Source organism: Tenacibaculum sp. XPcli2-G, assembly GCF_024124505.1.
In the GTDB taxonomy this organism is placed as follows: Bacteria; Bacteroidota; Bacteroidia; order Flavobacteriales; family Flavobacteriaceae; genus Polaribacter; species Polaribacter mesophilus.
The window spans coordinates 269,259-292,658 of record NZ_JAMXSH010000002.1 but is presented as its reverse complement, the minus strand read 5'-3'; the positions used below and the strand labels follow the sequence as shown (position 1 = coordinate 292,658).

The 23,400-nt window shown below is 31.7% G+C and carries 16 protein-coding genes; 5 read left to right on the top strand and 11 right to left on the bottom strand.

The window, feature by feature from the left end; genetic code table 11:
• The first annotated feature begins 2 nt into the window (after positions 1 to 2).
• Genes NH341_RS06010 through NH341_RS05995 form a run of 4 tightly spaced genes read left to right on the top strand, consistent with a single transcriptional unit; the run spans position 3 to position 3,376 of the window.
• Positions 3 to 677 carry a YjjG family noncanonical pyrimidine nucleotidase gene (locus NH341_RS06010; RefSeq protein WP_047789849.1) on the top strand — a complete coding sequence of 225 codons (675 nt, stop codon included), beginning with the start codon at positions 3 to 5 and terminating at the stop codon, positions 675 to 677.
• Positions 678 to 1,250 carry a hypothetical protein gene (locus NH341_RS06005; RefSeq protein ID WP_125064442.1) on the top strand — a complete coding sequence of 191 codons (573 nt, stop codon included), beginning with the start codon at positions 678 to 680 and terminating at the stop codon, positions 1,248 to 1,250.
• Entirely contained in the window at positions 1,250 to 2,632 is a 1,383-nt protein-coding gene (locus NH341_RS06000) for a DUF5723 family protein (protein ID WP_253055988.1), read from the top strand. Before NH341_RS06005 ends, NH341_RS06000 begins: the two co-directional genes overlap by 1 nt.
• Positions 2,633 to 3,376, top strand: a complete 744-nt coding sequence (locus NH341_RS05995; RefSeq protein WP_159490040.1) for a hypothetical protein — start codon at positions 2,633 to 2,635, stop codon at positions 3,374 to 3,376.
• Between the two features lie 20 nt (positions 3,377 to 3,396).
• On the opposite strand, the gene NH341_RS05990 is transcribed toward NH341_RS05995, so the two are convergent.
• The 3 genes from NH341_RS05990 to NH341_RS05980 form a co-directional block, all read right to left on the bottom strand.
• The gene (locus NH341_RS05990) at positions 3,397 to 4,320 is read right to left on the bottom strand and encodes a YeiH family protein (RefSeq protein WP_253055986.1); all 924 of its coding nucleotides are present in this window, start codon (positions 4,318 to 4,320) and stop codon (positions 3,397 to 3,399) included.
• A gap of 77 nt (positions 4,321 to 4,397) precedes the next feature.
• Positions 4,398 to 5,279: a LysR family transcriptional regulator gene (locus tag NH341_RS05985; RefSeq protein WP_159613077.1), complete on the bottom strand. Its 882-nt coding sequence runs from the start codon at positions 5,277 to 5,279 to the stop codon at positions 4,398 to 4,400.
• Positions 5,280 to 5,297: 18 nt separating this feature from the next.
• On the bottom strand, positions 5,298 to 6,569 hold the full coding sequence (locus NH341_RS05980; RefSeq protein ID WP_047789843.1) for a replication-associated recombination protein A: 1,272 nt from the start codon (positions 6,567 to 6,569) through the stop codon (positions 5,298 to 5,300).
• Positions 6,570 to 6,591: 22 nt separating this feature from the next.
• Here NH341_RS05980 and NH341_RS05975 point away from each other — a divergent pair, with 22 nt between their 5' ends.
• Positions 6,592 to 7,353 carry a rhomboid family intramembrane serine protease gene (locus NH341_RS05975; RefSeq protein WP_253055984.1) on the top strand — a complete coding sequence of 254 codons (762 nt, stop codon included), beginning with the start codon at positions 6,592 to 6,594 and terminating at the stop codon, positions 7,351 to 7,353.
• Positions 7,354 to 7,383: 30 nt separating this feature from the next.
• On the opposite strand, the gene rlmB is transcribed toward NH341_RS05975, so the two are convergent.
• The 8 genes from rlmB to NH341_RS05935 all read right to left on the bottom strand — a co-directional run bounded on the left by rlmB (position 7,384) and on the right by NH341_RS05935 (position 23,301).
• A complete protein-coding gene (rlmB, locus tag NH341_RS05970; protein WP_253055982.1) occupies positions 7,384 to 8,121 on the bottom strand; it encodes a 23S rRNA (guanosine(2251)-2'-O)-methyltransferase RlmB in 738 nt (245 codons plus the stop codon).
• Between the two features lie 83 nt (positions 8,122 to 8,204).
• The gene (locus NH341_RS05965; protein WP_159613073.1) at positions 8,205 to 9,689 is read right to left on the bottom strand and encodes a RagB/SusD family nutrient uptake outer membrane protein; all 1,485 of its coding nucleotides are present in this window, start codon (positions 9,687 to 9,689) and stop codon (positions 8,205 to 8,207) included.
• 10 nt (positions 9,690 to 9,699) lie between these two features.
• Positions 9,700 to 12,906 carry a SusC/RagA family TonB-linked outer membrane protein gene (locus NH341_RS05960; RefSeq protein WP_253055980.1) on the bottom strand — a complete coding sequence of 1,069 codons (3,207 nt, stop codon included), beginning with the start codon at positions 12,904 to 12,906 and terminating at the stop codon, positions 9,700 to 9,702.
• Positions 12,907 to 13,032: 126 nt separating this feature from the next.
• Entirely contained in the window at positions 13,033 to 14,469 is a 1,437-nt protein-coding gene (locus tag NH341_RS05955) for a hypothetical protein (RefSeq protein WP_159613069.1), read from the bottom strand.
• 20 nt (positions 14,470 to 14,489) lie between these two features.
• Positions 14,490 to 17,315 (bottom strand): TonB-dependent receptor domain-containing protein, encoded by a 2,826-nt coding sequence (locus tag NH341_RS05950; RefSeq protein ID WP_253055978.1) that lies wholly within the window; start codon positions 17,313 to 17,315, stop codon positions 14,490 to 14,492.
• A gap of 367 nt (positions 17,316 to 17,682) precedes the next feature.
• Entirely contained in the window at positions 17,683 to 18,369 is a 687-nt protein-coding gene (locus tag NH341_RS05945) for a hypothetical protein (protein ID WP_239178999.1), read from the bottom strand.
• Between the two features lie 87 nt (positions 18,370 to 18,456).
• On the bottom strand, positions 18,457 to 20,046 hold the full coding sequence (locus NH341_RS05940; RefSeq protein WP_159613060.1) for a SusD/RagB family nutrient-binding outer membrane lipoprotein: 1,590 nt from the start codon (positions 20,044 to 20,046) through the stop codon (positions 18,457 to 18,459).
• A gap of 6 nt (positions 20,047 to 20,052) precedes the next feature.
• Positions 20,053 to 23,301, bottom strand: coding sequence for a SusC/RagA family TonB-linked outer membrane protein (locus tag NH341_RS05935; RefSeq protein WP_159613058.1), 3,249 nt, complete (start codon positions 23,299 to 23,301; stop codon positions 20,053 to 20,055).
• Between the last annotated feature and the right edge of the window lie 99 nt (positions 23,302 to 23,400).

Here is a 23,400-nt window from a genome sequence, read left to right as displayed (position 1 = left end):
ATATGGATATAAAACATTTGTTTTTTGATTTAGATCATACATTATGGGACTTTGATAAAAACTCTAAACTAACCTTTAATCAAATTTTTAAAGAACAAAATATAACTATTCCAGTAGGTGATTTTTTAAAAGTTTATATGCCTTTGAACTTTAAGTTTTGGAAACTATACAGAGAAGATAAAATAGAAAAATCAGCTTTAAGGTATTATCGATTAAAAGAAACATTTGATAGTTTAAATTATGAAGTTTCTGATGATTTAATAAACCAAATATCTAAAGATTACATAGAATATTTACCAAACTTTAACCACCTATTTGATAATACTAAAGAGGTACTAGAGTACTTAGAAAAGAAGTATGATTTACACATCATTACTAATGGTTTTGAAGAGGTGCAGAAATTAAAACTAAAAAAGTCAGGAATTAGTAATTTTTTTAAACAAGTAATCACATCTGAATGTGTTGGAGCTAAAAAACCTAATTCAAAGGTTTTTAAGTTTGCATTGGAAAAAGCCGGAGCTAAAGCAAAAGAGTCTGTTATGATAGGTGACAATTATGAGGCTGATATTATTGGTGCTCTAAATTCAGAAATGAAAGTAATTCACTTTTCAGAAGAAATAAAAAGTAAAGATGTCCAACAAATAACTTCATTAATTGAATTAAAAAAATATTTATAAATGAATAATATTCTGAAAATAAATAAAAATAAGAAAGTAAAACACTTCTTTATATTATTTGTTTTAATAACACATATGTCATGTATAAAAGATATTGATTTTAGTCAAGCAGAAGATATAGAAATAACACCAGTTATTGTTGCATCATTAGTGTATGCCAATCTTGATCAAACTTCATTAGTTACACCAACAGGAATTGAAATAGCAAGAATAAGAGAGGTTTCAAGGTTAGAAGTTTTTAATAATGAAGGAGCTGAAGATTTAAATAAAATTGAACTTAATTTTGAAATAAATAATCCTTTTGATAGAAACTTTAAACTTAATTTTAATTTTCTCGACGAGAATAATGCAGTAACGTATAGAGTTACATCAATTAATATTCCAAAAAACACTCAGGCTTTTAACTTTCAAGAGGTTATTGATGTTTTGAGTAATTCAAGTATTTTAAATTCAACTAAAATTGAATTAATTCTTGAGCTATTACCAAGTTCAGACGGTACCGTGATTGATATCAACGAACCCAAAAAGTTTACTTTTAAATCAGCAGGAACCCTTTATTTTAAAATAAATTAATGAAACATTTATACATTTTATTGCTGTTGTTTATAATCGTAATACACGAAATAAACAGTCAAAATAAACAAGTTTTATATGGGTTCGATGAAATACCACAAACATTATTATTAAACCCAGGAGCAACCGTTAATTATAAATATCATGTAGGAATTCCCTTTTTATCAGGAGTGTCTTTTCAAGCCGGAGTAACAGGTGATGTTACAATAGCCGATGTTTTTAGAAATGACATGATTAATTTTAATGTTAAGTATAGGAATGCATTAAATAAATTATCAGTTAACGATTATGTACAGTTAAACACACAAATAGAAATACTAAATGCAGGCTATAAACTTAATGATAAGTATTATATATCTGGAGGCTTTTATACAGAAGTAGACGCATTTATGGCGGTGCCAAAAAATATATTACAACTAATTAATGATGGCAATGCTTCCAACTTAAATAAAGATTTTTTGGCATCAGAAGTTTCGGTAAAATCTGAAGTATTAAGTGTTCTCCATGTTGGTATTTCAAAAAAAGTAAATGATAAGTTAACAATAGGGGGGAGGTTAAAAATTTATTCGGGAATAGCTAATGTTACTTCTACTGAAAATAAAGGAAGTTTTGCAACAAAATTAGGTCAAGATAATATTTACACACACCATTTAAATAATATTGATGCCGCGGTTTATAGCTCTGGTATTTATAATGAAAATAATAATGTTGAAATTTCTACAAAAGATATAATTAGTAGAGCACTTTTGGGAGGAAACTTGGGCTTAGGTATAGATTTTGGAGTTACCTATAAGATTAATAAACAAACTGAATTAACAGCTAGTTTGTTAGATGTAGGTTTTGTGAATTATTCAAAAGGAAATAGAAATGCATCTGTAAAAGGAAGTTATGATTTTTCTGGTATTGAGTTTAAATACGATGGAACAAATCGTAATTATTGGGAAGACTTAAAGAATGACATAGAAAGCCAAATACCTAATGAAGAAGATAAAAATTCATACACAGTAATGCGTCCTATAAAGTTTAATAGTTCAGTTAAACATAGTTGGGGAAAATCAAGAAGAGAAGAAACTTGCTACGATATGACGTATAATAAATTTTATAACAATGCTATTGGTGGTCAGTTGTTTGCTGTTTTTAGACCTACAGGACCTAAATTCGCATTTACAAGTTTTTATGAAAGAATTTTAATAAAAGGAGTGAGGAGTAAAATAACCTATACAGTTGATGATTTTTCATACACTAATTTTGGATTAGGATTATCAGTAAAAACAGGAAAGTTAAACATATACGGTGTAGTGGACAATTTGTTTAAAATTGCCGATATTGCTGATGCCAATACAACCTCTTTTCAACTAGGAGTTAATTTAATATTTAAATAAATGAAAAAAATAGTTTACGTTTTATTATTAATCACAGCAACAAGTTTTGCGCAAAAATCTATTAATACTTATAAGTATGTTATTGTACCAACAAAGTTTGACTTTTTAAAAGGTAAAGATAAATACCAAACAAGTTCATTAACAAAATTCTTATTCAATAAGTATGGCTTTACAGCACTATTAGAAGATGAGAAGTTACCAGAAGAAGTTGTAAATAATAGGTGTTTAGCTTTAACAGGTACAGTAAGAGATGAATCAGGATTATTTACAACAAAGAGTATTGTAGAGTTAAAAGATTGTAATAACAAAGTGGTGTTTGCATCTAAAGAAGGAAGAAGTAAAGAGAAAGATTACAAAAAGGCCTATCATGAAGCTATTCGTAATGCTTTTAAATCAGTACAGGCATTAAAGTACAAGTATACACCATCAAAAGAAGTAACTACTGTAAAAGAAGAAGAAGTAGCTCCAGTGGTTTCAACTGTTGAGGTAGTAAAAAATAAAACAGTGCAGGCTAATGAAGAAAACACAACAAAGAATGTATTGTATGCACAATTAACAACTAACGGATTCCAGTTAGTAAACACAAAACCTGAAGTTGTTTTTCAAGTATTAAAAACGAATGTAAAAGACGTTTTTGTAATTAAAGATAAGAATGGAGTTTTATATAAAAATGGAAATTTTTGGTTTGCTGAGTATTATATAGATGGAACTAAAACAATAAAACAATATCAAATAAAGTTCTAATGCATTTTTTTCACTACTCTTTAAGAAACAATAATAAAGAGTAGTGAAAAAACACTTATAAATATCCATAAAAGAGAAGCAATAATAACAGGCTTAATACCACTTTCTTTTAAATCCTTACCAGTTAAATTCATTCCTACTAAAAATAAGGTTACTACGAGAAGTCTTTTAGATAATTCTACGATGTTTATTGAAAAACTTTCAGGAACAACTTGATAACTGTTGAGTAGCATAGCTACAATGAATCCAATTATAAAATAAGGGGTTTTAATTTTTCTATCACTAGACTTAAAAAGAAGCATAGCAAAAAAAGATAAAGGTATAATCCATAAAGTACGTGCAAGTTTCACAGTAGTTGCTATTTGCAAAGCTTCATCACCATACTCTAAAGCAGCCCCTACAACAGAACTGGTGTCGTGGATAGCTATGGCGCACCAAATTCCAAATTGTTGTTGAGTTAAACCAAAAAGATGCCCTAAAGGAGGAAATATAAATAAGGCAATAGCATTTAAAAAGAAAACAACTCCAATAGCGATACTTATAGTTTTATGATTAGCTTTAATTACAGGTGAAATAGCAGCGATAGCACTTCCGCCGCAAATAGAAGTCCCCGAAGTAATTAAAAAGCCTAACTTTTTCTCAATTGAGAAAAAATTAATAAAAAAGAGACCTAGAGTTACGGTTAAAATAATTGATAAAGTAGCTAAAATAAACCCTTCTTTGCTTGTTTGTATAGTTTCAGTTAAAGACATTCCAAAACCTAAACCAATAACAGACGTTTTTAAAAGAATTTGAGTTGCTTTTTTGGTTTTTTCTGGAAAAGGATTACCAAAAATAGATGTCAAAATAAAGCCAAATACTAAAGCAAAAGGGCTAGAAATGTAGCCAGCCAATGCTAGTGTTAAAGAGAATATAAAAAAGATAATTAGATAGAATTGTTTCATTTTTTCTAAGAATTTGATGAAACAAAACTACGACTGAAATATAGCTAAAAAGGAAATTAAATAGTTATACAAGATAACTAAAAGTTATAGTTGGTTTTAATTAATTTATAAAGTAGATCCATTTTTTTTGATTGATAGTTTGTCCTACAAACAAAATCAAACTCACGTTCAAAAGAAAGTCCTTTAATATCAACTATTTTTAATTTGTTTTGAATAAGTTTTTCCGTTACAGCATGGATAGATAAGAGAGCATAAGAGTTAGAGTAGTGCAAATACTGTTCAATAGCCTCTGTGTTATTTAATGTTATTACTCTGTTTAGTGTAGTAATGTTGTTTTTCTTTAAAGTTTCTTCAATTACTTCACGTGTACCCGAACCAACTTCACGACTTACATAAGGTATTTCACTTAGTTCTTTTTTTGATATAGAGCTTTTACTATTGCTATTGTTAGTGCTTGTAACCAGCACAATCTCATCTTTTATAAATTTTGAGTATCGTAATAATTGATTAGAAGATTTTCCTTCTACAATACCAAACTCTAATTCTTGATTTAAAATCTTATGTTCAATATCTTTTGTATTGCCACTAATTATATTGAACTTTATATTATTAGAGTTTTGTTTTATTTTAGCGAGTACTTTTGGTATCACATACGTAGCAATTGTGGTGCTCAATCCTATATTAAATTCAAGAGAAATGCTCTTTTCATTTAAAAGAAAAGAATTCTTTAATTCTTCAAATAACTCAGTAATTTTATAAGCATAATCAAGAAAAATTTTTCCTTCATTTGTTAATGAAATAGAGTTTCGTGATCTATTAAAAAAAGTTGTATTGTATTCTTCTTCTAATTTTGAAATAGTTTTAGAAACGGCAGGTTGTGAAATATTCAACTCTTTAGAAGCAAGTGTAAAACTTGAATACTGAGCAACTTTGATAAAAGTTTTTAGTTTATAATTCATAACCTATTTGTATTGTAACTAATAATTGTATTTATCTTTCCAACGTTGCTTCAGTAGTTCTCTAAATTGATTTTCACGAGCATTGTTACCTGGTTCATACAATTTTGTGTTTTTTATCTCATCGGGTAAAAATTCTTGATTTACGAAATTACCAGCGTAGTTGTGAGAGTATTGATATTCCTTTCCGTAGTCTAGGTCTTTCATTAATTTAGTAGGAGCATTACGTAAATGCAACGGAACAGACAAATCACCAGTTGTTTTAACTAAATTTTGTGCTTCACCTATAGCCATATAAGAAGCATTACTTTTGGCAGAGTTTGCTAAATATACAGCGCACTGGCTTAAAATAATCCTAGACTCTGGATAGCCAATTACAGAAACAGCTTGAAAGGTATTGTTGGCTAAAATTAACGCAGTAGGGTTTGCGTTACCAATATCTTCAGAAGCAGCAATAAGCATTCTACGAGCAATAAACTTCACATCTTCTCCGCCTTCTATCATACGAGCTAACCAATACACTGCTGCGTTGGGATCACTACCTCTGATTGATTTTATAAAAGCAGAAACAATATCGTAATGTTGTTCACCTGTTTTATCATAACGAACCGTATTTTTTTGAATTTTAGATAACACCAATTCATTAGTAACCTCAATTTCATCATCAGCAGAAACTAATAATTCAAAAATATTCAGAAGTTTTCTCGCATCACCACCAGAAACTTGAAGCAGTGCATCGGTTTCTTTTAAGTTGATTTTTTTTTGAGAAATGATTTCATCTTTTTCCATTGCGCGATGTAACAAAGCAACCAAATCATTTTTATCAAAAGAATTTAATATATACACTTGGCAACGAGAGAGTAGGGCAGGTATAACCTCAAAGCTTGGATTCTCAGTGGTAGCGCCAACTAGAGTTACCCAACCTTTTTCAACAGCGCCTAATAAAGAATCTTGTTGTGATTTACTAAAACGATGAATTTCATCAATAAATAAAATAGGGTTTTTTTGTGTGAACAATCCGCCACTTTTCTTTGCTTTTTCAATTACTTCACGAACATCTTTTACTCCAGAGCTAATAGCACTTAAGGTATAAAATGGACGCCCAGATTCATTAGCAATAATATTGGCTAAGGTAGTTTTTCCAATTCCTGGAGGCCCCCATAAAATTAGTGAAGGAATAATTCCTTGTTTTATATGATTGGTTAAAATTCCATTTTCGCCCACTAAATGTTGTTGACTAATATAGTCACTTAAACTTTGTGGACGGATTCTTTCTGCCAAAGGTTGATTCATAATGTAAAAATAGCAAAGATTTATGACAGAACTTCAGAAATACTGCTTTGGATTTATTTTTGTTATTTTAATGGCTATGAACACAGAACAGCAACTAAAATTTTCTTCAACAGTTTTTACTATTCCTTTCCTGTTTGTTTTTACAATTTGGCTTGTATACTGGATAGAAATTAAATTTGGATGGAATTTCAATAAATTTGGAGTTTTTCCGAGAAATTTTAGTGGTTTAAAAGGGGTTTTGTGCTCTCCTTTTATTCACAGTGACACCAAGCATCTTTTTAATAATTCAGTTCCTTTATTTGTGCTCTCAGCTTGTCTTTTTTATTTTTATAAGGAAGTAGCAATTAAAGTTTTGTTATTTGGAGGGATTATTACTGGATTACTAACTTGGTTAATTGCAAGAGAATCCTACCATATTGGAGCGAGTGGAATTGTGTATTTGCTTTTTAGTTTTGTTCTTTTTAGTGGGATTATAAAGAAAAACTACAGGTTAGTAGCTGTTTCTTTTATCACCATATTTTTATACGGAAGTATGGTTTGGTATGTATTACCGATTAAAGAAGGAATGTCTTGGGAAGGTCATTTATCAGGGTTAATTACAGGAATAGTATTAGCTTTGTTATACAAAAATGAAGGTATAATTAAGGAAAGGTTTGAGTTCTCTAAAACAGAATTTGATGATATGTTTGATGAAAATGGAAACTATATTCCACCAATTGTAGAAGAAGCCGAGTTAGAATTGAAGGAAATAAAATACCGTTATATCTACAAGGAAGAGGAATAAAAAATCCTGCACTAAGCAGGATTTAAAATATTATAAACGTTGTCTTACAGCTTCATATAAGAACGCACCACAAGCAACTGAAACATTTAAAGATTCAATTTCACCTAGAAGTGGCAATTTAGCCTTATAGTCCACCATTTTTAAAACAGAGTTACTTACTCCTTTGTGCTCAGAACCCATGATGATTGCTATAGGTTGATTAAAATTAACATCAAAAACTGAAGATTCAGTTTTTTCAGTAGCAGCAGCTAATTTAATATCTGCAGCCTTTAGTTGAAAAATGGCATCTTTAATATGATCTACTTTACAAATAGGTACTTTAAAAGCAGCTCCAGCTGAAGTTTTAATGGTTTCAGCATTTACAGGAGCACTACCACTTTTTTGAATGATGATTCCGTTTACACCAGTACATTCTGCTGTTCTAATAATGGCTCCAAAATTCCTTACATCAGAAACTTGATCTAATAATAAAAATAGGGGAGTTTTATCAGATTCTAATGCTTCTTCAATTAAGCTCTCTAAATCATAAAAGTCAATAGGGGAAATTTTAGCTACAGCACCTTGATGATTGTTATGTTTAGATAAACGATCTAACTTCTCAGTAGGAACTACACTAGTTGATACTTTATTCTTCTTTAGGAGCTTATCTAATTGAAAAAATAATTCTCCTCGTAAACCTTTTTGAAGATATACCTTGTTAATAGAAGCTCCACTTTCTATAGCTTCAATAATGGCTCTAATACCGAAAATATTTGTGTTTTGTTCCATGTTGCAAATGTAGTTGATTTTATGGTATAAAAAAACCACCTCGTTAGAGGTGGTTTAATACTAATTAATATATTTATTCTTTTTTATAAGTTAGGGTTTGCGTCAACTTCATCTAAAGGTATTTGATAAATCATTTTAGGGTCCATTGCTGGTATTACAAGATCGGCACCAGGCATAACAAGATTCAATCTTCCATCTTTTCTGTTCAAGCCGACTCCGTTTCTTGCCATATCAAATGAAGCAACACCGTCACCCCATAATTCAATTCTTCTATAGAGTAAAATTTCATCAATTAAATCCTGACCAGTTTTTGTTGATTTAACATAGTTAGGGTCTCTAACAGAGTTCAAGTCAAATAATACTTGTTGAGCATCTGAGTTTTTACCTTGCCTAGCTAATGCTTCGGCCTTTGTTAAATAAAATTCAGTGTTTCTTAAGTAAATATAATCTCCAATAAACTCTCCAGGACCTGGATGAGCGATAAACTTCAAGCTTGTATATTTTGGTGTTATATTATAATGTGCCCATGTTCCAGGTACTATAATTGTCCAAGGTTCATATTGCTTATCAGCAAACCATAGCTTCCTCTTATCTGTATTTGGTATCATATCATACAAATTAGAGTTTATAGTTTTAAAATGATTCCACCCACTATAACCATCGTTTATTTGGCTAACATGTGAAAAGAAAGAACCGTATACTGTAGTTGTCGTTGGTGTAATGGTAGCACCCCATATTGCTTCTGATAAAGATAATTCATCAAATCCATGTTGAACATCGTCACTAATTGAGCCAACATTCATAGCTATATCTGCAAATTCTTCTGCTTTTTCCCAGTTTTCATAGGTAAGATAATATCTAGCTAAATATGCAGCTACTACATTAGCATCAATTTCATCTTTTGTACTTCTTGTATATGATTTTAAACCATTATATGCTAATGTTAAATCATCAAGAATTAACTGTTTTATTTGTCCTAATGTTGATTTAGGTTGAGGCGTATAGTCTCCGCTATCAATTGGTACTGTTGGCGTGTCATCACTAGCTTTAGTATGTTGATAAATTCTTGCTAAATAAAAATAAGCAATAGCTCTGTACGTGTAAGATTTATATTTAAATACTTTAACCTCTTCAGGTGCGGTATCAGGTATAGTATTAATAATAGCGTTAGCTCTGTTTATAAGGGTATAGCAGAATTTCCACATAACCTCATTATTTCTATTTGTAGTAATTATATTATCGTAGTTATTAAAAGAACCAAACCAAGTATTTCTACTCATATCCATATCGTTACTTCTTAAATCCATTCCAAGCTCTAAAGCTTTTAGTCCAAAATCATCATCATCTTCTTGAAGTCCATCTCTGATATAAGATAAAATAGCACCATCTAAGGCTTTAAGACCTTGAGTATTACCTGCTGCAGCTAATGCTTCTGCTTGCGTTTCGGTCAAATACCTTTCATTTTCAAATTCTTGTTCTAAATCTGAACAGGAAATGAAAAATATTACTGTTAAGGTAAATAAAACAGACTTGTACCACTGTTTTATAAAAATTTTATTGTGTTTCATAATTACATTATTAATTAAGATTAATATTTACTCCAAGAGAAATAGTTCTGTTTGCACCATATTCAGCCGAAGTTCGACCTACTGAGTTTAAACGAGGATCATACCCTTGCCTAGCACTGTATAATAAAAATCCATTATTAACAGTTCCATAAATACGAACATTATCTATATGATATTTTTTAAATACATCATTATTAAGGTTATAAGACAAGCTAATGTTATTTAAGCTTAAGTAACTAGCATCAGTTAAATAAAGGTCAGAAAACCTGTATTGATTTCTTGCTAAAGGATCAATTCTTGGTAATTCAGCTTTAGGATTATCAACAGTCCAAGTTTTATCATAATCAGGGAAATTAGTAACATTTTGAGTCGCGGAAAGTAGACTGAAATACTCGCTGTCAATGCCGTATCCGCCGACTTGATAGGCGAATTGCACATCTAAACTAAAATTACCTGCTTGTATATTTGCACCAAATCCTCCTGTAAAATCAGGAATAGCACTCTTTCCAACAAATTGTCTATTGTCAATTGTAGTATCAGTTTCAAACACAAGACTATAATCATCGGTTTTAAATTCCTCTCCTGTAGCTTTGTTTTTTGCCCAGTATAACGCATCTCCATTTTGAGGATCTACCCCTGCAAACTTCACCATATGGTATTCAAAAATACTTCTACCTACCTCTCTACGGAAGCTGCCTGATTGTGCTGGAGCACTTGGAGGTAAATACGTCATTTCATTTCTAAGAGTAGATAAATTTGCGTTTAAATTTACTTTAAAGTTTTCTTTATCTACAGCTTTCCAAGCTAACTGTGTTTCAAAACCACTATTAACCATAGTACCTGAATTAACAGCTCTAGAACCTTGTTCAGCAGCTGCAGAAATAGCTATTGGAACGTTAAATAAAAGATTATCAGTTTCTTTTCTAAAGTAACCTGCAGTTAAGCTCAATTTATTAAATAAATTTAAATCTAAAGATACATCAAAACTTGCAGAATTTTCCCATGTAACAGCATCTCCTCCTAAATAACGTAACTCTTGTGTTAATTGTCCATTACTTTCTCCAATTATAAATTGATTTAGGTAAGCAGAAAGGTTACGAGTTGTACTATTATCATAAAAAATTCTATCGTTACCTGTTGTACCGTAATTCACTGCCAATTTTGCATAGTTAATTACATTTGAATTACTCAAGAAATCTTCGTTACTAATAACCCATGAAGCACCAGCAGACCAAAAAAATCCCCATCGATTATCAGGGTGAAAAACACTAGTAGAATCATATCTACCTGTAAGGTTTAAAAAGTAAGTATTGTCTAAACCGTAGATAAACCTTGAGAAGTACCCCTCGGTAGCATACTTTGTATTATATCCTTCTGCAGAAGCATAAACAGCAGTATTGTCAATCACTGGGTTTAGATCTCCAATAAGATTTCTTTTAGAAAGAGATAATAAAGAGAACTTTTCTGTATATGTTTCATGACCTAAAAGAACATCAAAAGTATTCCTTCCAGAATCTTTTTTCCATGTTAATAATTGTTGATTTGTAAATGCAGAAAAATGATTAGTGCCACTAGTTAATAAACCATTTTGAGCTGCAGCAAACACACCAGCTCCAGGACCTCTAAAGTCAGTGTCTCTATCAGATTCAGTAAGATAGTTTGTTACATATTCAAAGTCAAAACCTAAAGGTAAATCAAATTTAGCCCTTAAACCTCCATTAAAATTATCTCTTTTAGTTGTTAATGTTGTATTTTCAATTACAGCTAAAGGGTGTTCACCAGGAGCATAAAGTCTAGCTCCTCGACTAGTACCATTATCAAAAAATTGAGGTTGACCAAAATCATAAGCAAAGCCACTAGGAGTATTAGGATCTGAAATAAGATTCCAGTTCTCATCATGTTGATAAACAGGGTAAATAGGAGCTATTCTTCTGTTCCAAAAGAAAGCATTACTAAACTGAGTCGTATTGTTACCAGGAACAGATTGACTAATAGAGTTAGAGTATGAGGCATCACCACTTATTGTTAGTACATCAAATATTTTAGCAGAAGTAGCTTTTAAACGAGCATTATGTCTTTCAAAATTACTTAGAATAGTGTAACCGTTATTTGTTTCTGAACCTAAAGATAAATAATACGTTGCTTCTTCAGAACCACCAGAAATAGAAATATTATTTGAAGTAAAACTAGCAGCGTTCCTAAATAATGCATCTTCCCAACCATTATTTTCTAATAGTAATTTAGCATTAGGGTTAATTTTTCCTGTGTTCGGATCAACTATTTGATTTCCAGGGACATTGTATAGGTTGTAGTTGCCTAATCTATCTAATAAATTGTCAGAAGCAAATTGTCTGGCTTCAGCCATTGTAATAGGAGTACCAGCTTTGCTCTGACGATAAAACTCAGAATTAGCTAAGACACTATGGTAAGATTCATAAAATTTACCAGGTGTTTCTATTATATTGTAATCCTTAACACCTCTTTGAGTAATACCAAATTTGCTATCAATATTAACTTGAATCCTATTTTTACTCCCTTTCTTAGTGGTAATTAATAATACCCCATTTGCTGCCTTATTACCATATAATGAAGTAGATGAAGCATCTTTTAAAATAGATGTAGATTCAATATCTTTTGGGTTAATACTGCTCATACTACCAGAATAAGGAACTCCATCTAAAACAATTAGTGGAGCAGCATCTGCATTGATAGAATTAAAACCCCTTACTCTAATTATAGGTGAAGAACCAGGTTGTCCACTAGATTGAATAACTCTGATACCAGGAGCTAAACCTTCTAAGCTTTTTAAAGGATTTGAAAAGTTAGTGTTTTCTATTTGCTCTTGATTAATAACACTTACTGCACCAGTAACCGAGTTTTTTGATTGCGTACCATAAGCAACTACGACAACTTCTTCGAGTAAGTTATCACTTTTAAGTACCAAAGAAATTTGATTAGAGCTTCCTACAGTCTTTTCTGTAGTTTTCATACCTACAAAACTGAAAACTAATACATCTCCAGTTTTAGCCTTAATGGAATAATTTCCATCAAAATCAGTTTCGGTACCTAAAGTAGTACCTTTTTTTAGGATTGTAACTCCAGGTAATGGACCCGTTTCATCTGAAACAGTACCAGAAATTGTCCTGTCTTGTGCAAAGGATATTTGTACAAGAAATGCAAGGAATAGTGTTAGTATTCCATTAAACTTTGTTCTCATTATGTAATTATTTGAATTAATTAGTGGCTAAAATCTTAATTAAATCTTAAATAAACAATTTTTTAACAAAAAAAGCTGCTCATAAGCAGCTTTTTTATTAGTTATTATTATAGTTTATAATAAAACTTAGTGAAAAGGTAGTACTTCATTTGAAGTTTTGTTTTGAACTAAGATTTTATTCAAGTTGTGCTTTATTTCAACAGTTCCAGCATTAGGGTCATAAGTGAAAGCATCTAGTTCTGATTTTATAGAGTTAATAAAACTAGGTATAACACCTGTTAATCCTGGATGACTTTCGTCAACATTGGAGTTTAATAATAATTCATTTTCAGATAAAACATATTTAACACCCAAGTCAATAATTCTTCGACCTTCAGCGATAAATACTTCTTGTCTCATTAAGTACAATGCTTCAAGAGCCTCATCTATGGTTGTAAGAGCGTTAATAGACGTTTCTGTAAGTGAAGTTCCTGATACAGTATAAGTTGTAGCTGTAGCAGTTCTGTCGATAACCAAACCAGTTTTATATAAAACATCACCTTCGTATCTAACGAGTATACTTGAACTATTAGGTCTAGAGTTAGGGTTTCTTTGAGTTCTGTCTTCTGATGTTTCATCAACTATCTTTGTTGGTCTATTATTAATTATAGATAGAGCGTTCTTCATTGCTGTTTTAGCATCCTCTAAAGAGTTGTCAGATAGATTTGCTTCAGCAATTATAAAATAAGCTTCTTCGGCTTTTAATACAGCGATAGAAGCATCAATAGCATTGTCAACAAAAGAATATTTAGGGTCTAAAAAATCTAATGAAGGAAGAGGCTGTAAGTCGTCAAAAGTACCTCTTTCATATAAAGCATCTTCCATAGTATTTGAAGGACCGTTAGTTTCATCAAAATCAACTGTAAATAATAAGCTATCATCCATATTTAAAGATGTGTTAGCAGAATTAACAGCTTCAATTTTGTTTCCTAAATTGTAATAAGTTCTAGCTTTTGCTAAATGATATTTAGAGTCGTTATTAAGATTAATTGCAGTATTAAAGCTTTCAAGAGCTGAATTATAGTTTTCTGTAGAGCTTTTAGGTACACCTTTGTCTTCTTGTGGCAAAAAGCTGAAGTATTCTCCAGCTAAAAGAAATGATAAGCCCTTATAGAAATGAAATTCAGCCAATGTTTCGTCTGAAGAATTAACATCATTAGGCGAAATACGGTTTATACCAAATGTACACATCTCTCTCAATCTTGCAATGTCAAAATGTAAATCGTTTAAATCTCTGTCTTGAAAATCAATAGTTAAATTATCTAACAATTGATTATAGAAGGTTTGAGAATTTACATAGTTATCAGAGGCTATTTCAGAAATAGTTACAATTTCATTATATAATAATGCGTTTTGTCTTTTGATACCTGTTAACCAGGCTTTTGATGAGTTGGCTTGACCAACAACACTTTGTTCTGATAAATTAGGATTAGTGACATCTGTGAAATCAATAAGATCTTCGTTACAAGAAGAAAAAGAAATTGATAAAGCCAATGTTACTCCTAAATATTTAAATATTTTCATGTTATACTTTGTTGTTAAGTTTATAATCTTGCTTTTAATGTTAAACTATAGATTCTTGGTGCAGATTCGGTACCGTATCCAAATCCTCCACCAGAGAACCCTCCTTGAGCACCAAAACCAGAACCTGATGCTTCAGGATCAAATCTTGATTTCACAAAGTTGAAAGGGTTAGCAACATTAAATCCTAATGTAAAGTCTTTTACTGTATTGGAGATTTCTCCAAAATTATAGGTCCCACCAATATTTCTTATTTTTAAGAAATCTGAATCTTCTACCCAATAACTAGCTAAGTCAAAAAATGTTAACCCTCCTACATTTGCTTGGTAGTCTAATATTTCTTGAGGGAATCTTCCTTCATCTTCTAATCCTGCAAAAAACCTAAGTACATCATCAACAGCAACAGCTTGCCCTCCAGTTTGATAATCACCATTTAAGAATAAATTTAATTTATTATTGAAAGTGTAGTTAATTGAAAAGCTACCAAAGTTTGGCGAAAAAGTATTACCAATATTTTGGTTTCTTAAAATAGTAGCCACACCATTTTCATCAACAGTAGTTTTTGCACCTCTTAGAAAACCTAAAGGTTGTCCTTCCTTTACATAAGCACCAAGGAAGGTAAATCCACCAACATTAAATTCAGGAGCCCCTCCTGAGCTAACAACTAAATTTTCATTTCTATTATAAGAAACATTGAATTGTAAATTATGTTTCTCATTGTTTATTATGTTTGCTTGTAGAGATAATTCATAACCTTTGTTTGATATTTCACCAATATTTTTTAGTTGGTTTAATTGACCAGAACTAGGAGCTTGTGGAGGTGTGAATAATGCGTCTTCTGTTAATCCATCATAATATGTTGCACTTAAGCGAATTCTATTATTAAATAAGCCAACATCAACTCCGATTTCCTTTGTGGTTACAGTTTCAGATGTTAATTTTGTGTTTCCAGGATTGTTGAAGGTAAATGATTGTTGACCTAAAAAATTATTTGCTGCGATAGTCAAATCTCCAGCAAAAGGAGTAGGGAAGTTAGTTGCTTGTCCCCAGTTAGCTCTTAATTTGAAATTAGACAATGTGTTTCCGAATGTGTTTTTCCAAAAATCTTCATCAGAAATGTTATAAGTTATACCAAATTTAGGTAAATATAATAAGCCTATGTCATCACCAAATGCGGTGTTACCATCAATCCTTAATCCCAGATCGATAAAAATTTTATCCCATAAACCTACATTCTCAGATAAATAAAAGCCAAAGTTAGAAAAACCTCTTTGAAAGTCAGTTACAGAATGTTCAGCACCATTAACTGTAATAGCACCATCAGTTACACCAGTAGCGGTTATATTTTGTTGAAAGTCATCATTTCTAAAAAACTGGCTTCCAACTGTTGTTATAAATGAAAAATTATTATTTATATTAAATTTATGTTGAGCGTTTATTTCTCCAGTAAAAGAGATGAAGTTTCTAGTAGCTCTTTGTATAGATCCCCTATCAGTTGTTCCTTCAGGTTGATTACCTTTGGCGATCAATAGTGCGTTGGTTGCGATAAGCTCCTGTCTATTATTTCTTGAGTCAAGCCCAAAGATTAAATTAACTTTAAAGTCTTCGGTAAAATCATAGGTGAATTTGTTAGATGTTTGGAATCTTCTAATTCTGTCTGTTATATCAGTTAATTCACCTTCTTTATCATATCTTGCTTTAAGGGTATTAAAATCTTCGTCAGATAAAGTGTCTATATCACCATTATCTCCACCTTCAGCGTTTGAAAACCTTGAAAATCCACTATTAGCATTATAGTCACGAGTATAGTTAAATGTACTAAATACAGCAGAACCTTGGTAGGTTAGTTTATCAGTGATTTTTGCAGTGAATCCAGATCTTATTGTTCTTCTAAATTGTTTATTTACATTATTAAAACCATCGTCGTGGTACATTGAAGCTGCAACATTATATCTAAATTTATCAGTACCTCCATTCAGTCCTATTTTATAATCTTGAAAAACACCATCTTCGAATATTAAATCTGCAGTTCTTTTAAATCTTAAAAAATCTTTAGTACCACTAATTACACCCGTAGAAGCTTCGAAATTGATAGAAGTTCTACCAACGGTTCCTTTTTTTGTGATGATTTGAATAACCCCATTAGCGGCATCAGCTCCATAAAGTGTTGTGGCAGCTCCACCTTTTACATACTCAATCTTTTCTATTGATTCTAGTGGGATGTCTGCAATTGAAGAACTATTAGCTCCACCAGTAGCAAGGCCAAGTTGGGCGTTTGAGTTCAAGTTGTCTACCCTGATACCATCAACAATTATAACTGGGGTAGTGTTACCGTTAGCGCTTAGAGGTCCTCTTGTTCTGATAATTGAGTTTGTACCAGGTTGTCCTGAGCTTAACTTAATTTGTGCAGAAGGTGCAGAGGCCTGTAAAAGCTGATCTAATTGTTTCGTAGGAGTTTTTTCGATGTCTTTACTTGTTAAAGCGTCAACAGTGGTTGATAATCTCTTTTTACTTATACCCGCACCTGTACCAGTAACTATAATCTCATCAAGAATATTATCACCCGTCATTATCACGTTAATCTGTTGCTGGCTATTTACTGTTCTTTCTGTAGTTTTCATACCTACAAAACTAAATACCAAGATGTCTCCAACTTTTACTTGGATAGAGAATTTTCCGTCAAAATCCGTTTCGGTACCTTGTGTGGTACCTTTTTTTAATACTGTAACTCCAGGTAATGGTCCAGATTCATCAGAAACTGTACCTGAAATTGTTTTTTCTTGTGCAAAGGACATTTGCATAATTAACGCTAGGAATAACGTTAACATTCCATTAAACTTTGTTCTCATTATGTAATTATTTGAATTAATTAGTTGCTAAAATCATAAAATTATCTTAAATAAACAATTTTTTAACATAAATAACTTTAGTTTTAATTAGAAAAAGTATATAAATTTACTTGTTTGTTGTTAAGAGTTAATTTTATTTGTTCATTGATATAGTTGATATGCAAATATTAATAATGAATTATTTTTTTTTGAGTATTGGTAGAAGAAAGTTAACACATTATTTTTTAAAAATAACTTAATCTTTAATGGTTGAATAGTGTAAAGCTTATTAATTTTGAGTGTTAAAATAGATATGTGATAGCTATTTTATGATAGGCAGAGAAGGGGGTAACTTGAATTAATTAAGGAGAATGAGTAGTAGCAATAACTATAGGTTTAAGATAAGTCTTTTTAAATCATTTGTCTTTTTTATGTTAATTTTTTTGTGTTCTTCTTTTTTGTATTTAATGTTTAAAATAAATAGGGTTTTCTTTTTTGATCTAGGTATTTTTATGAGTTGGTTATCCTTAATAAAATAGTTGTAGCCTTTATTGATTATTTTGTTTTCGATTATGCCTAGAGACTCCTTTGAGTTTACTGTTCTCTTTTTAAGCTTGTATAGTTTTACAAGAGTGATATTCTTGTTTTGAGCAATCTCTTGATAATAATTATTATCTGTGTTAGGTATAAGGGTGTTGCTTATAGGTTTAAAAGTTTTGTTGTCAAAAATAATTTGATCTATGCTTTGTTTTTTTAAGTAGATAAAATCATTATTTTCAAATTGAACTTCAAATCTTTTATCGAATAAATTGTAATTGCAGTTTGGTAGAGTATAGCTTTTACTTTCTTTAGTAGTTATTTTACATTTTTTCCATTCTTTAGTTAAGTAATATGTGCCAGATACATTTTTTCCAAATTCATTATTGAATTTCATATCAATTTTAGCCATAGCAAAATGATCCATGTTGTTATTGAATATACTGTTTGCGTGTTTGGGAATTTTTTGAGCTCTGGTAAATTGTGAGAAAATAGTATTTGTGATTAGCGCTGTAATTAATAATAATTTCAATTTCATGATTTTTTAGTGTAAAATTTTGTGTTTTTATTGGATATGATAAAAAAAGCTGAAGTTACTAACTTCAGCTTTTAATGTTTTTAGGTGTTAGTTTTTATCCCAAAAAATCTTTGTTGTTTTTTCATCCCCTCCAATACTTGAAGAAGCACTTTGATAGTTTGTACCATTAAGTGTTGATTCTGAAGTAGGGTATAGAAAACGAGTAGGAATTTGTTCAGGGTCAGTAACAGGTAAGTTGTTTAAGGTTGGTTGGTCAAATAATCTCCAAGTTGTCCATCCTTCAAAACCGTTATTATACAAAGCTAACCATTTTTGAGTAGCAATTTTTTCTTTCCAGTCACCAGATGCAGTTGAGTAAGCAACGTGACTCATTGCTAAATAAGAGTTAACATCGTTTATTTCCCATTCATCAAAAGAGGCTCTGATACCTTCGTTATAGTGAGTTTCGGTATCTCCGCTTACACTATATCCACCTCTAGCAGATGCCTCTGCTAATAAAAACCTAATTTCAGCAGCTGATATAATCGTGCCTTTAAGGTCTGGTACTCTTAGAATGTCTCCTAGTTGAGTATGACCACTGTGGCTGTTGGCAGTACCATAAGTACCTCCTTCGAACAATTGAGTTTGGTTGTTGTATGCATTTGTGTATGAGAAAGTAGCAACTACATTGTCATTAGAGTCAGTTATGTTTAACTCTTCAGGGATTACTTTATTGGTTCTGAAATATACAAACATTCTAGGATCTGTGTTAGTAAAAGAGTCTGGATCTATGTATTCTACTTCATCTTTTTCATCAATTACGCCGTCTCCATTCAAGTCAGATGAATTGTAAGTTAAATACTCTCTTGGTTGCATTTTGTTAATAAATGTGTTAGCTGCAACAAAATCATTACGACCACTCTGTACTAAGCTAACGTATAGAGGATTGGTGTTAGGAGAGGCTCCCAGATAATTAATAGAGAAGTTATCACTGTTATTAAGAATTAAATCTGTTGAAGCTAAGTTAGCATACTGGATAGATTCGGTAGGGTTAGAGTCTGCTATTCTCATAGCCATTCTTAACATTAATGAGTTAGCAGCTTTTTTCCATTTTGAAAGGTCACCACCGTAAATAAAATCATCAAAACCAAAGTTTCCATTGGTGTTAATAGTTTGAATGGCCTTTGATAGTCTATCTAATAAATCTAAATAAATTGTTTCAGCATCATCATATTTTGGAGTTGGATTGTTTGGATCAAGTGCTTCTGTGTATGGCACATCTCCAAAGGTATCTACTAAGATACTATATGCGTAAACTGTAGTAAACTCTATGATTGCTAATTGATTTTCTTTGTTAGGGTTATCTACTGAGTTTTCTGTAGAGACTCTAGCTCCATCTAAATCTTTAAGAACATCTCTGTATAGTGTGTTCCAAATTGAGCCTCCTATGTTTCTACTAACTTGATTAAATTGACTTTCATCAGGATAGGTTGTTTGTGCCCAATATTGAGCATATAGTCTAAAAACGTTTTCATTAACACTACATGAGTTCATTAAGTCAAACATGTTTCTGGTACCGTTGGCAAAAAGTGTTGCACCTGATACTTCACTCGGATTTTTTTTATCAACATTTAAGTCTTCATCGACACAAGAGACGATTAAGAATGTTGAAATTAAAAATAAAAATATTTTTTTCATAATCTTTTAAAATTCTAAATTAACATTAAGACCAACTGTTCTTACGGTAGGGTATGATCCGGATAAATATCCTTGAGCATTACCTGCTCCTAATCCTGATTCAGGATCAGCAAAAGGTACGTTTTTGTCTATTATCCATAAATTTCTACCTACTAAAGATATTGTTAAATCCGATACTGCAGAATTTTGAAGCCAAGTTTTAGGAAAATTGTACTTAAGGCTTAACTCTCTTAGTTTAATATATGAAGCATCATATATAGTAAGTGCGGCTGGGTTTACGTTCGAGTCTCCCCAGTAGAAAGCTCCATTGTATGTGTCTGCAGGAGTACGAGTAGTGTTTGGTTGTCCGTCTTCTGTAACACCAGGGTTAAGTACACCTCCACTGTCTGGTCCTGATGTAATAGGATTTCTTATTGGGTTTCCAAGTTCGTTAAGCCCCCCTGTGTAGTCTGGTAAACCTGTACCTTGGCCATAATGAAGGTCTAATGAGTATACATCTCCTCCTTGTTGGATGTCAATTAAAAAGCTTAACGATAAATTTTTATAAGAAAGAGTGTTTGTGATACCGGCGTTCCAGTCAGGGTTAGTATCTCCTATAATTTGATTGCTTTTAACTTTATAGTAACCATTATCGTTAACAACTTTGTTGCCGTTATCATCGTAGACAAACCCAGTACCTCTTATTGTTCCATAGGGTTGACCTTTAGTGGCATTAATTGAAATACCCCCTTGGAACGATGCAAGTTGAATGTTTTCTACGTCGGAATATAATTCTTTAACTAAGTTGTTGTTTTTTGACCAGTTAATTGTAGTGTTCCATTTAAAGTCTTCATTTTGAATTATTTTTCCATCTAAACTTACTTCAACCCCTTTGTTTTCTATGGTACCAGCATTAACCCATCTACTAGAGAAACCTGAAGCAGCTGTTGTGGTGACTGGCATTAATTGGTTTTCTGTGTCTTTTTTATACCAAGATAAATTTAAGCCCAAGCGATTGTTTAAAAATCTAGTTTCTAGACCAAGTTCTATTTCTTTGGTTCTTTCAGGTACTAAGTTTTCGTTTTTCTTGGTGCCATTAAATGAGCTTAAAGCTACACTGCCGAAATGATCTATAACATTATAGGTGTCGTAAACGTTGTTGGCAGGTAGGTCGTTACCTACTTCAGCGTATCCAGCTCTAAGTTTACCATAGTTTAACCAGTTTGTGTTTATTAGTTCTGAAAAAATAAAACTACCACTAACAGCAAAATAGTTATAGCTATTGTTTGCTGTTGGAAGAGAGGAAGATACATCGTATCTGTCTGTGAATTCTAAGAAGAGTCTATCGTTATATCCTAAAGTAGCTTGAACGTAATATCCGTTAACTTGTTTTTCGGCTAAACGTTCTTCGGGTAGGTTAACGGGTAAGACAGAGTTTCTTAAAGAATATACACCAGGGTTAGCTAAACCTCCGTTTGTTGAGGCTCTCCAGAAGTGGTATTTTTCTTTTCTGATATTCATTCCTAAAACACCATTTAGGGTTAATTTCTCAAATAAATCTTTACTGAAGTTCAACATTAGATCATAGTTGAATTCTGAAAAGTTAATTTGTGTTCTTTGATAACCAGACGCTTGGTCTCCAACTGTTAGTCCAAACTCTGTAGCAACTGATCCAACAGCTCTCCTATCTTCACGTACTTCAGAGTATGTATCAACAGCTACTTTACCAGTTAAATCCAACCAATCATTAATATTATATGTAGCAAATGCATTACCAAAGAATCTGTTTCTGTTATCAGATTGGTAATTTTGATATCTAGTCCAATATGGATTGTCCCAGTATTGTGGTTGTAAAGGAGATCCTCCAACCGAACCTTGGTGATTCCAGCTATAGTTTTTGCCAGTTAAGTCGTAAATATACTTTTGGTCTTTAATGTCAACGTTTACTTGCCACCATTGTCTAAATTGAGACATTAAATTATCTCCATATCCTGTAGAATTTCTACCAATAACATCTTGGTTGATAAAGTTGGCATTGGCACCTGTAGTTAGTTTATTTGAAACTTTCAAAGTACCATTAAAGTTAAAGGTGTTTTTGTCTAGTTTAGAGTTTGGTAAAATACCTTTGTTTTGAAAGTTTGTGTACCCTAATCTGTAACTCACTTTATCATCGCTTCCTGAAATAGATATTGAGTTATTGATTTGGTGAGAAGTTTCGAAGAAATCTGCAGGAGTGTTTTTACCAGCGATGTAAGGTGTTGCAGTTTGGTAGTTTGGGTGTTCAGGAACAAACGCATCCCATTGATAAACAAGAGATCCATCTAAAGGAGCTCCAAAAGAACCATCTTCGTAGGTAGGCACTGCTAAATCGTTAATCCCATCTCCATTAACATCAATATCTTCAAAATATCCTGTACTTCCATAGTAGGGGCCATATCCAGCACCGTATTTATCTTGATACTTTAAAAAAGTAGATCTATCTATTTTTCCTAAGGTAATACCGGAAGATATATTTACCTTCATATTTCCTTCTTTTCCTTTTTTGGTTGTAATAATGACAACTCCGTTTGCTCCTCTAGATCCATATATAGCAGATGCAGCGGCTCCTTTTAAAATATTAATAGATTCAACATCATCAGGGTTAATGTCAGAAGCTGCGTTACCGTAGTCAAAGCCTCTTCTACCATTTTTTTGATTTGCGCTATTTTCTATTTGATTAGAAATAGGGATTCCGTCTATGATAAATAAAGGTTGATTGTTTCCTGTTAAAGAGCTAATTCCTCTGATTAAAAAATTAGAAGATCCGCCAAAATTGTTGTTAGCTTTAATTTGAACACCGCTAATTTTACCAGATAAAGAGTTTACTACATTATCAAGTTTTACAGTAGAAACCTTGTCTCCTTTGATTTCTTGAGAAGCGTAACCTAAACTCTTTTTAGCTCTTTTTATACCTAAGGAAGTTACAACAACTTCATCAAGTACATTGTCGCTAGCCATGGTTAAATTGATAACGTTAGTAGTTCCAACTATTTTTTCAACAGTTTTCATTCCTACGAAACTAAAAATAAGTGTATCACCAGTCTTAGCCTTAATAGAAAATTTTCCGTCAAAGTCAGTTTCTACTCCGGAAGTTGTCCCTTTTATTAGTACGTTAACTCCAGGCAGGGGGCCTGTTTCGTCGGAAACAGTACCTGAAATCACTTTTTCTTGTGCAAAGGATATTTGCACAACTAACGCTAAGAGTAGTGTTAGTATTCCATTAATTTTTGTTTTCATTATGTAATTATTTGAATTGATTGAGTCAAAATTCATAAATAAAACTTAAAAAAACAAGGTATTTGTTAAATAATTCTAAAATAAAGTATTTGTTTTGTT

What these genes read in the sequence shown, in the direction of transcription:
- NH341_RS06000 (WP_253055988.1), top strand. Translation starts at nt 1,250, where the DNA reads ATGAAACATTTATACATTTTATTGCTGTTGTTTATAATCGTAATACAC.
- NH341_RS05975 (WP_253055984.1), top strand. Translation starts at nt 6,592, where the DNA reads ATGACAGAACTTCAGAAATACTGCTTTGGATTTATTTTTGTTATTTTA.
- rlmB (WP_253055982.1), bottom strand. Translation starts at nt 8,121, where the DNA reads ATGGAACAAAACACAAATATTTTCGGTATTAGAGCCATTATTGAAGCT.
- NH341_RS05990 (WP_253055986.1), bottom strand. Translation starts at nt 4,320, where the DNA reads ATGAAACAATTCTATCTAATTATCTTTTTTATATTCTCTTTAACACTA.
- NH341_RS05965 (WP_159613073.1), bottom strand. Translation starts at nt 9,689, where the DNA reads ATGAAACACAATAAAATTTTTATAAAACAGTGGTACAAGTCTGTTTTA.
- NH341_RS05935 (WP_159613058.1), bottom strand. Translation starts at nt 23,301, where the DNA reads ATGAAAACAAAAATTAATGGAATACTAACACTACTCTTAGCGTTAGTT.
- NH341_RS05985 (WP_159613077.1), bottom strand. Translation starts at nt 5,279, where the DNA reads ATGAATTATAAACTAAAAACTTTTATCAAAGTTGCTCAGTATTCAAGT.
- NH341_RS06010 (WP_047789849.1), top strand. Translation starts at nt 3, where the DNA reads ATGGATATAAAACATTTGTTTTTTGATTTAGATCATACATTATGGGAC.
- NH341_RS05955 (WP_159613069.1), bottom strand. Translation starts at nt 14,469, where the DNA reads ATGAAAATATTTAAATATTTAGGAGTAACATTGGCTTTATCAATTTCT.
- NH341_RS05980 (WP_047789843.1), bottom strand. Translation starts at nt 6,569, where the DNA reads ATGAATCAACCTTTGGCAGAAAGAATCCGTCCACAAAGTTTAAGTGAC.
- NH341_RS05940 (WP_159613060.1), bottom strand. Translation starts at nt 20,046, where the DNA reads ATGAAAAAAATATTTTTATTTTTAATTTCAACATTCTTAATCGTCTCT.
- NH341_RS05960 (WP_253055980.1), bottom strand. Translation starts at nt 12,906, where the DNA reads ATGAGAACAAAGTTTAATGGAATACTAACACTATTCCTTGCATTTCTT.
- NH341_RS05995 (WP_159490040.1), top strand. Translation starts at nt 2,633, where the DNA reads ATGAAAAAAATAGTTTACGTTTTATTATTAATCACAGCAACAAGTTTT.
- NH341_RS05950 (WP_253055978.1), bottom strand. Translation starts at nt 17,315, where the DNA reads ATGAGAACAAAGTTTAATGGAATGTTAACGTTATTCCTAGCGTTAATT.
- NH341_RS05945 (WP_239178999.1), bottom strand. Translation starts at nt 18,369, where the DNA reads ATGAAATTGAAATTATTATTAATTACAGCGCTAATCACAAATACTATT.
- NH341_RS06005 (WP_125064442.1), top strand. Translation starts at nt 678, where the DNA reads ATGAATAATATTCTGAAAATAAATAAAAATAAGAAAGTAAAACACTTC.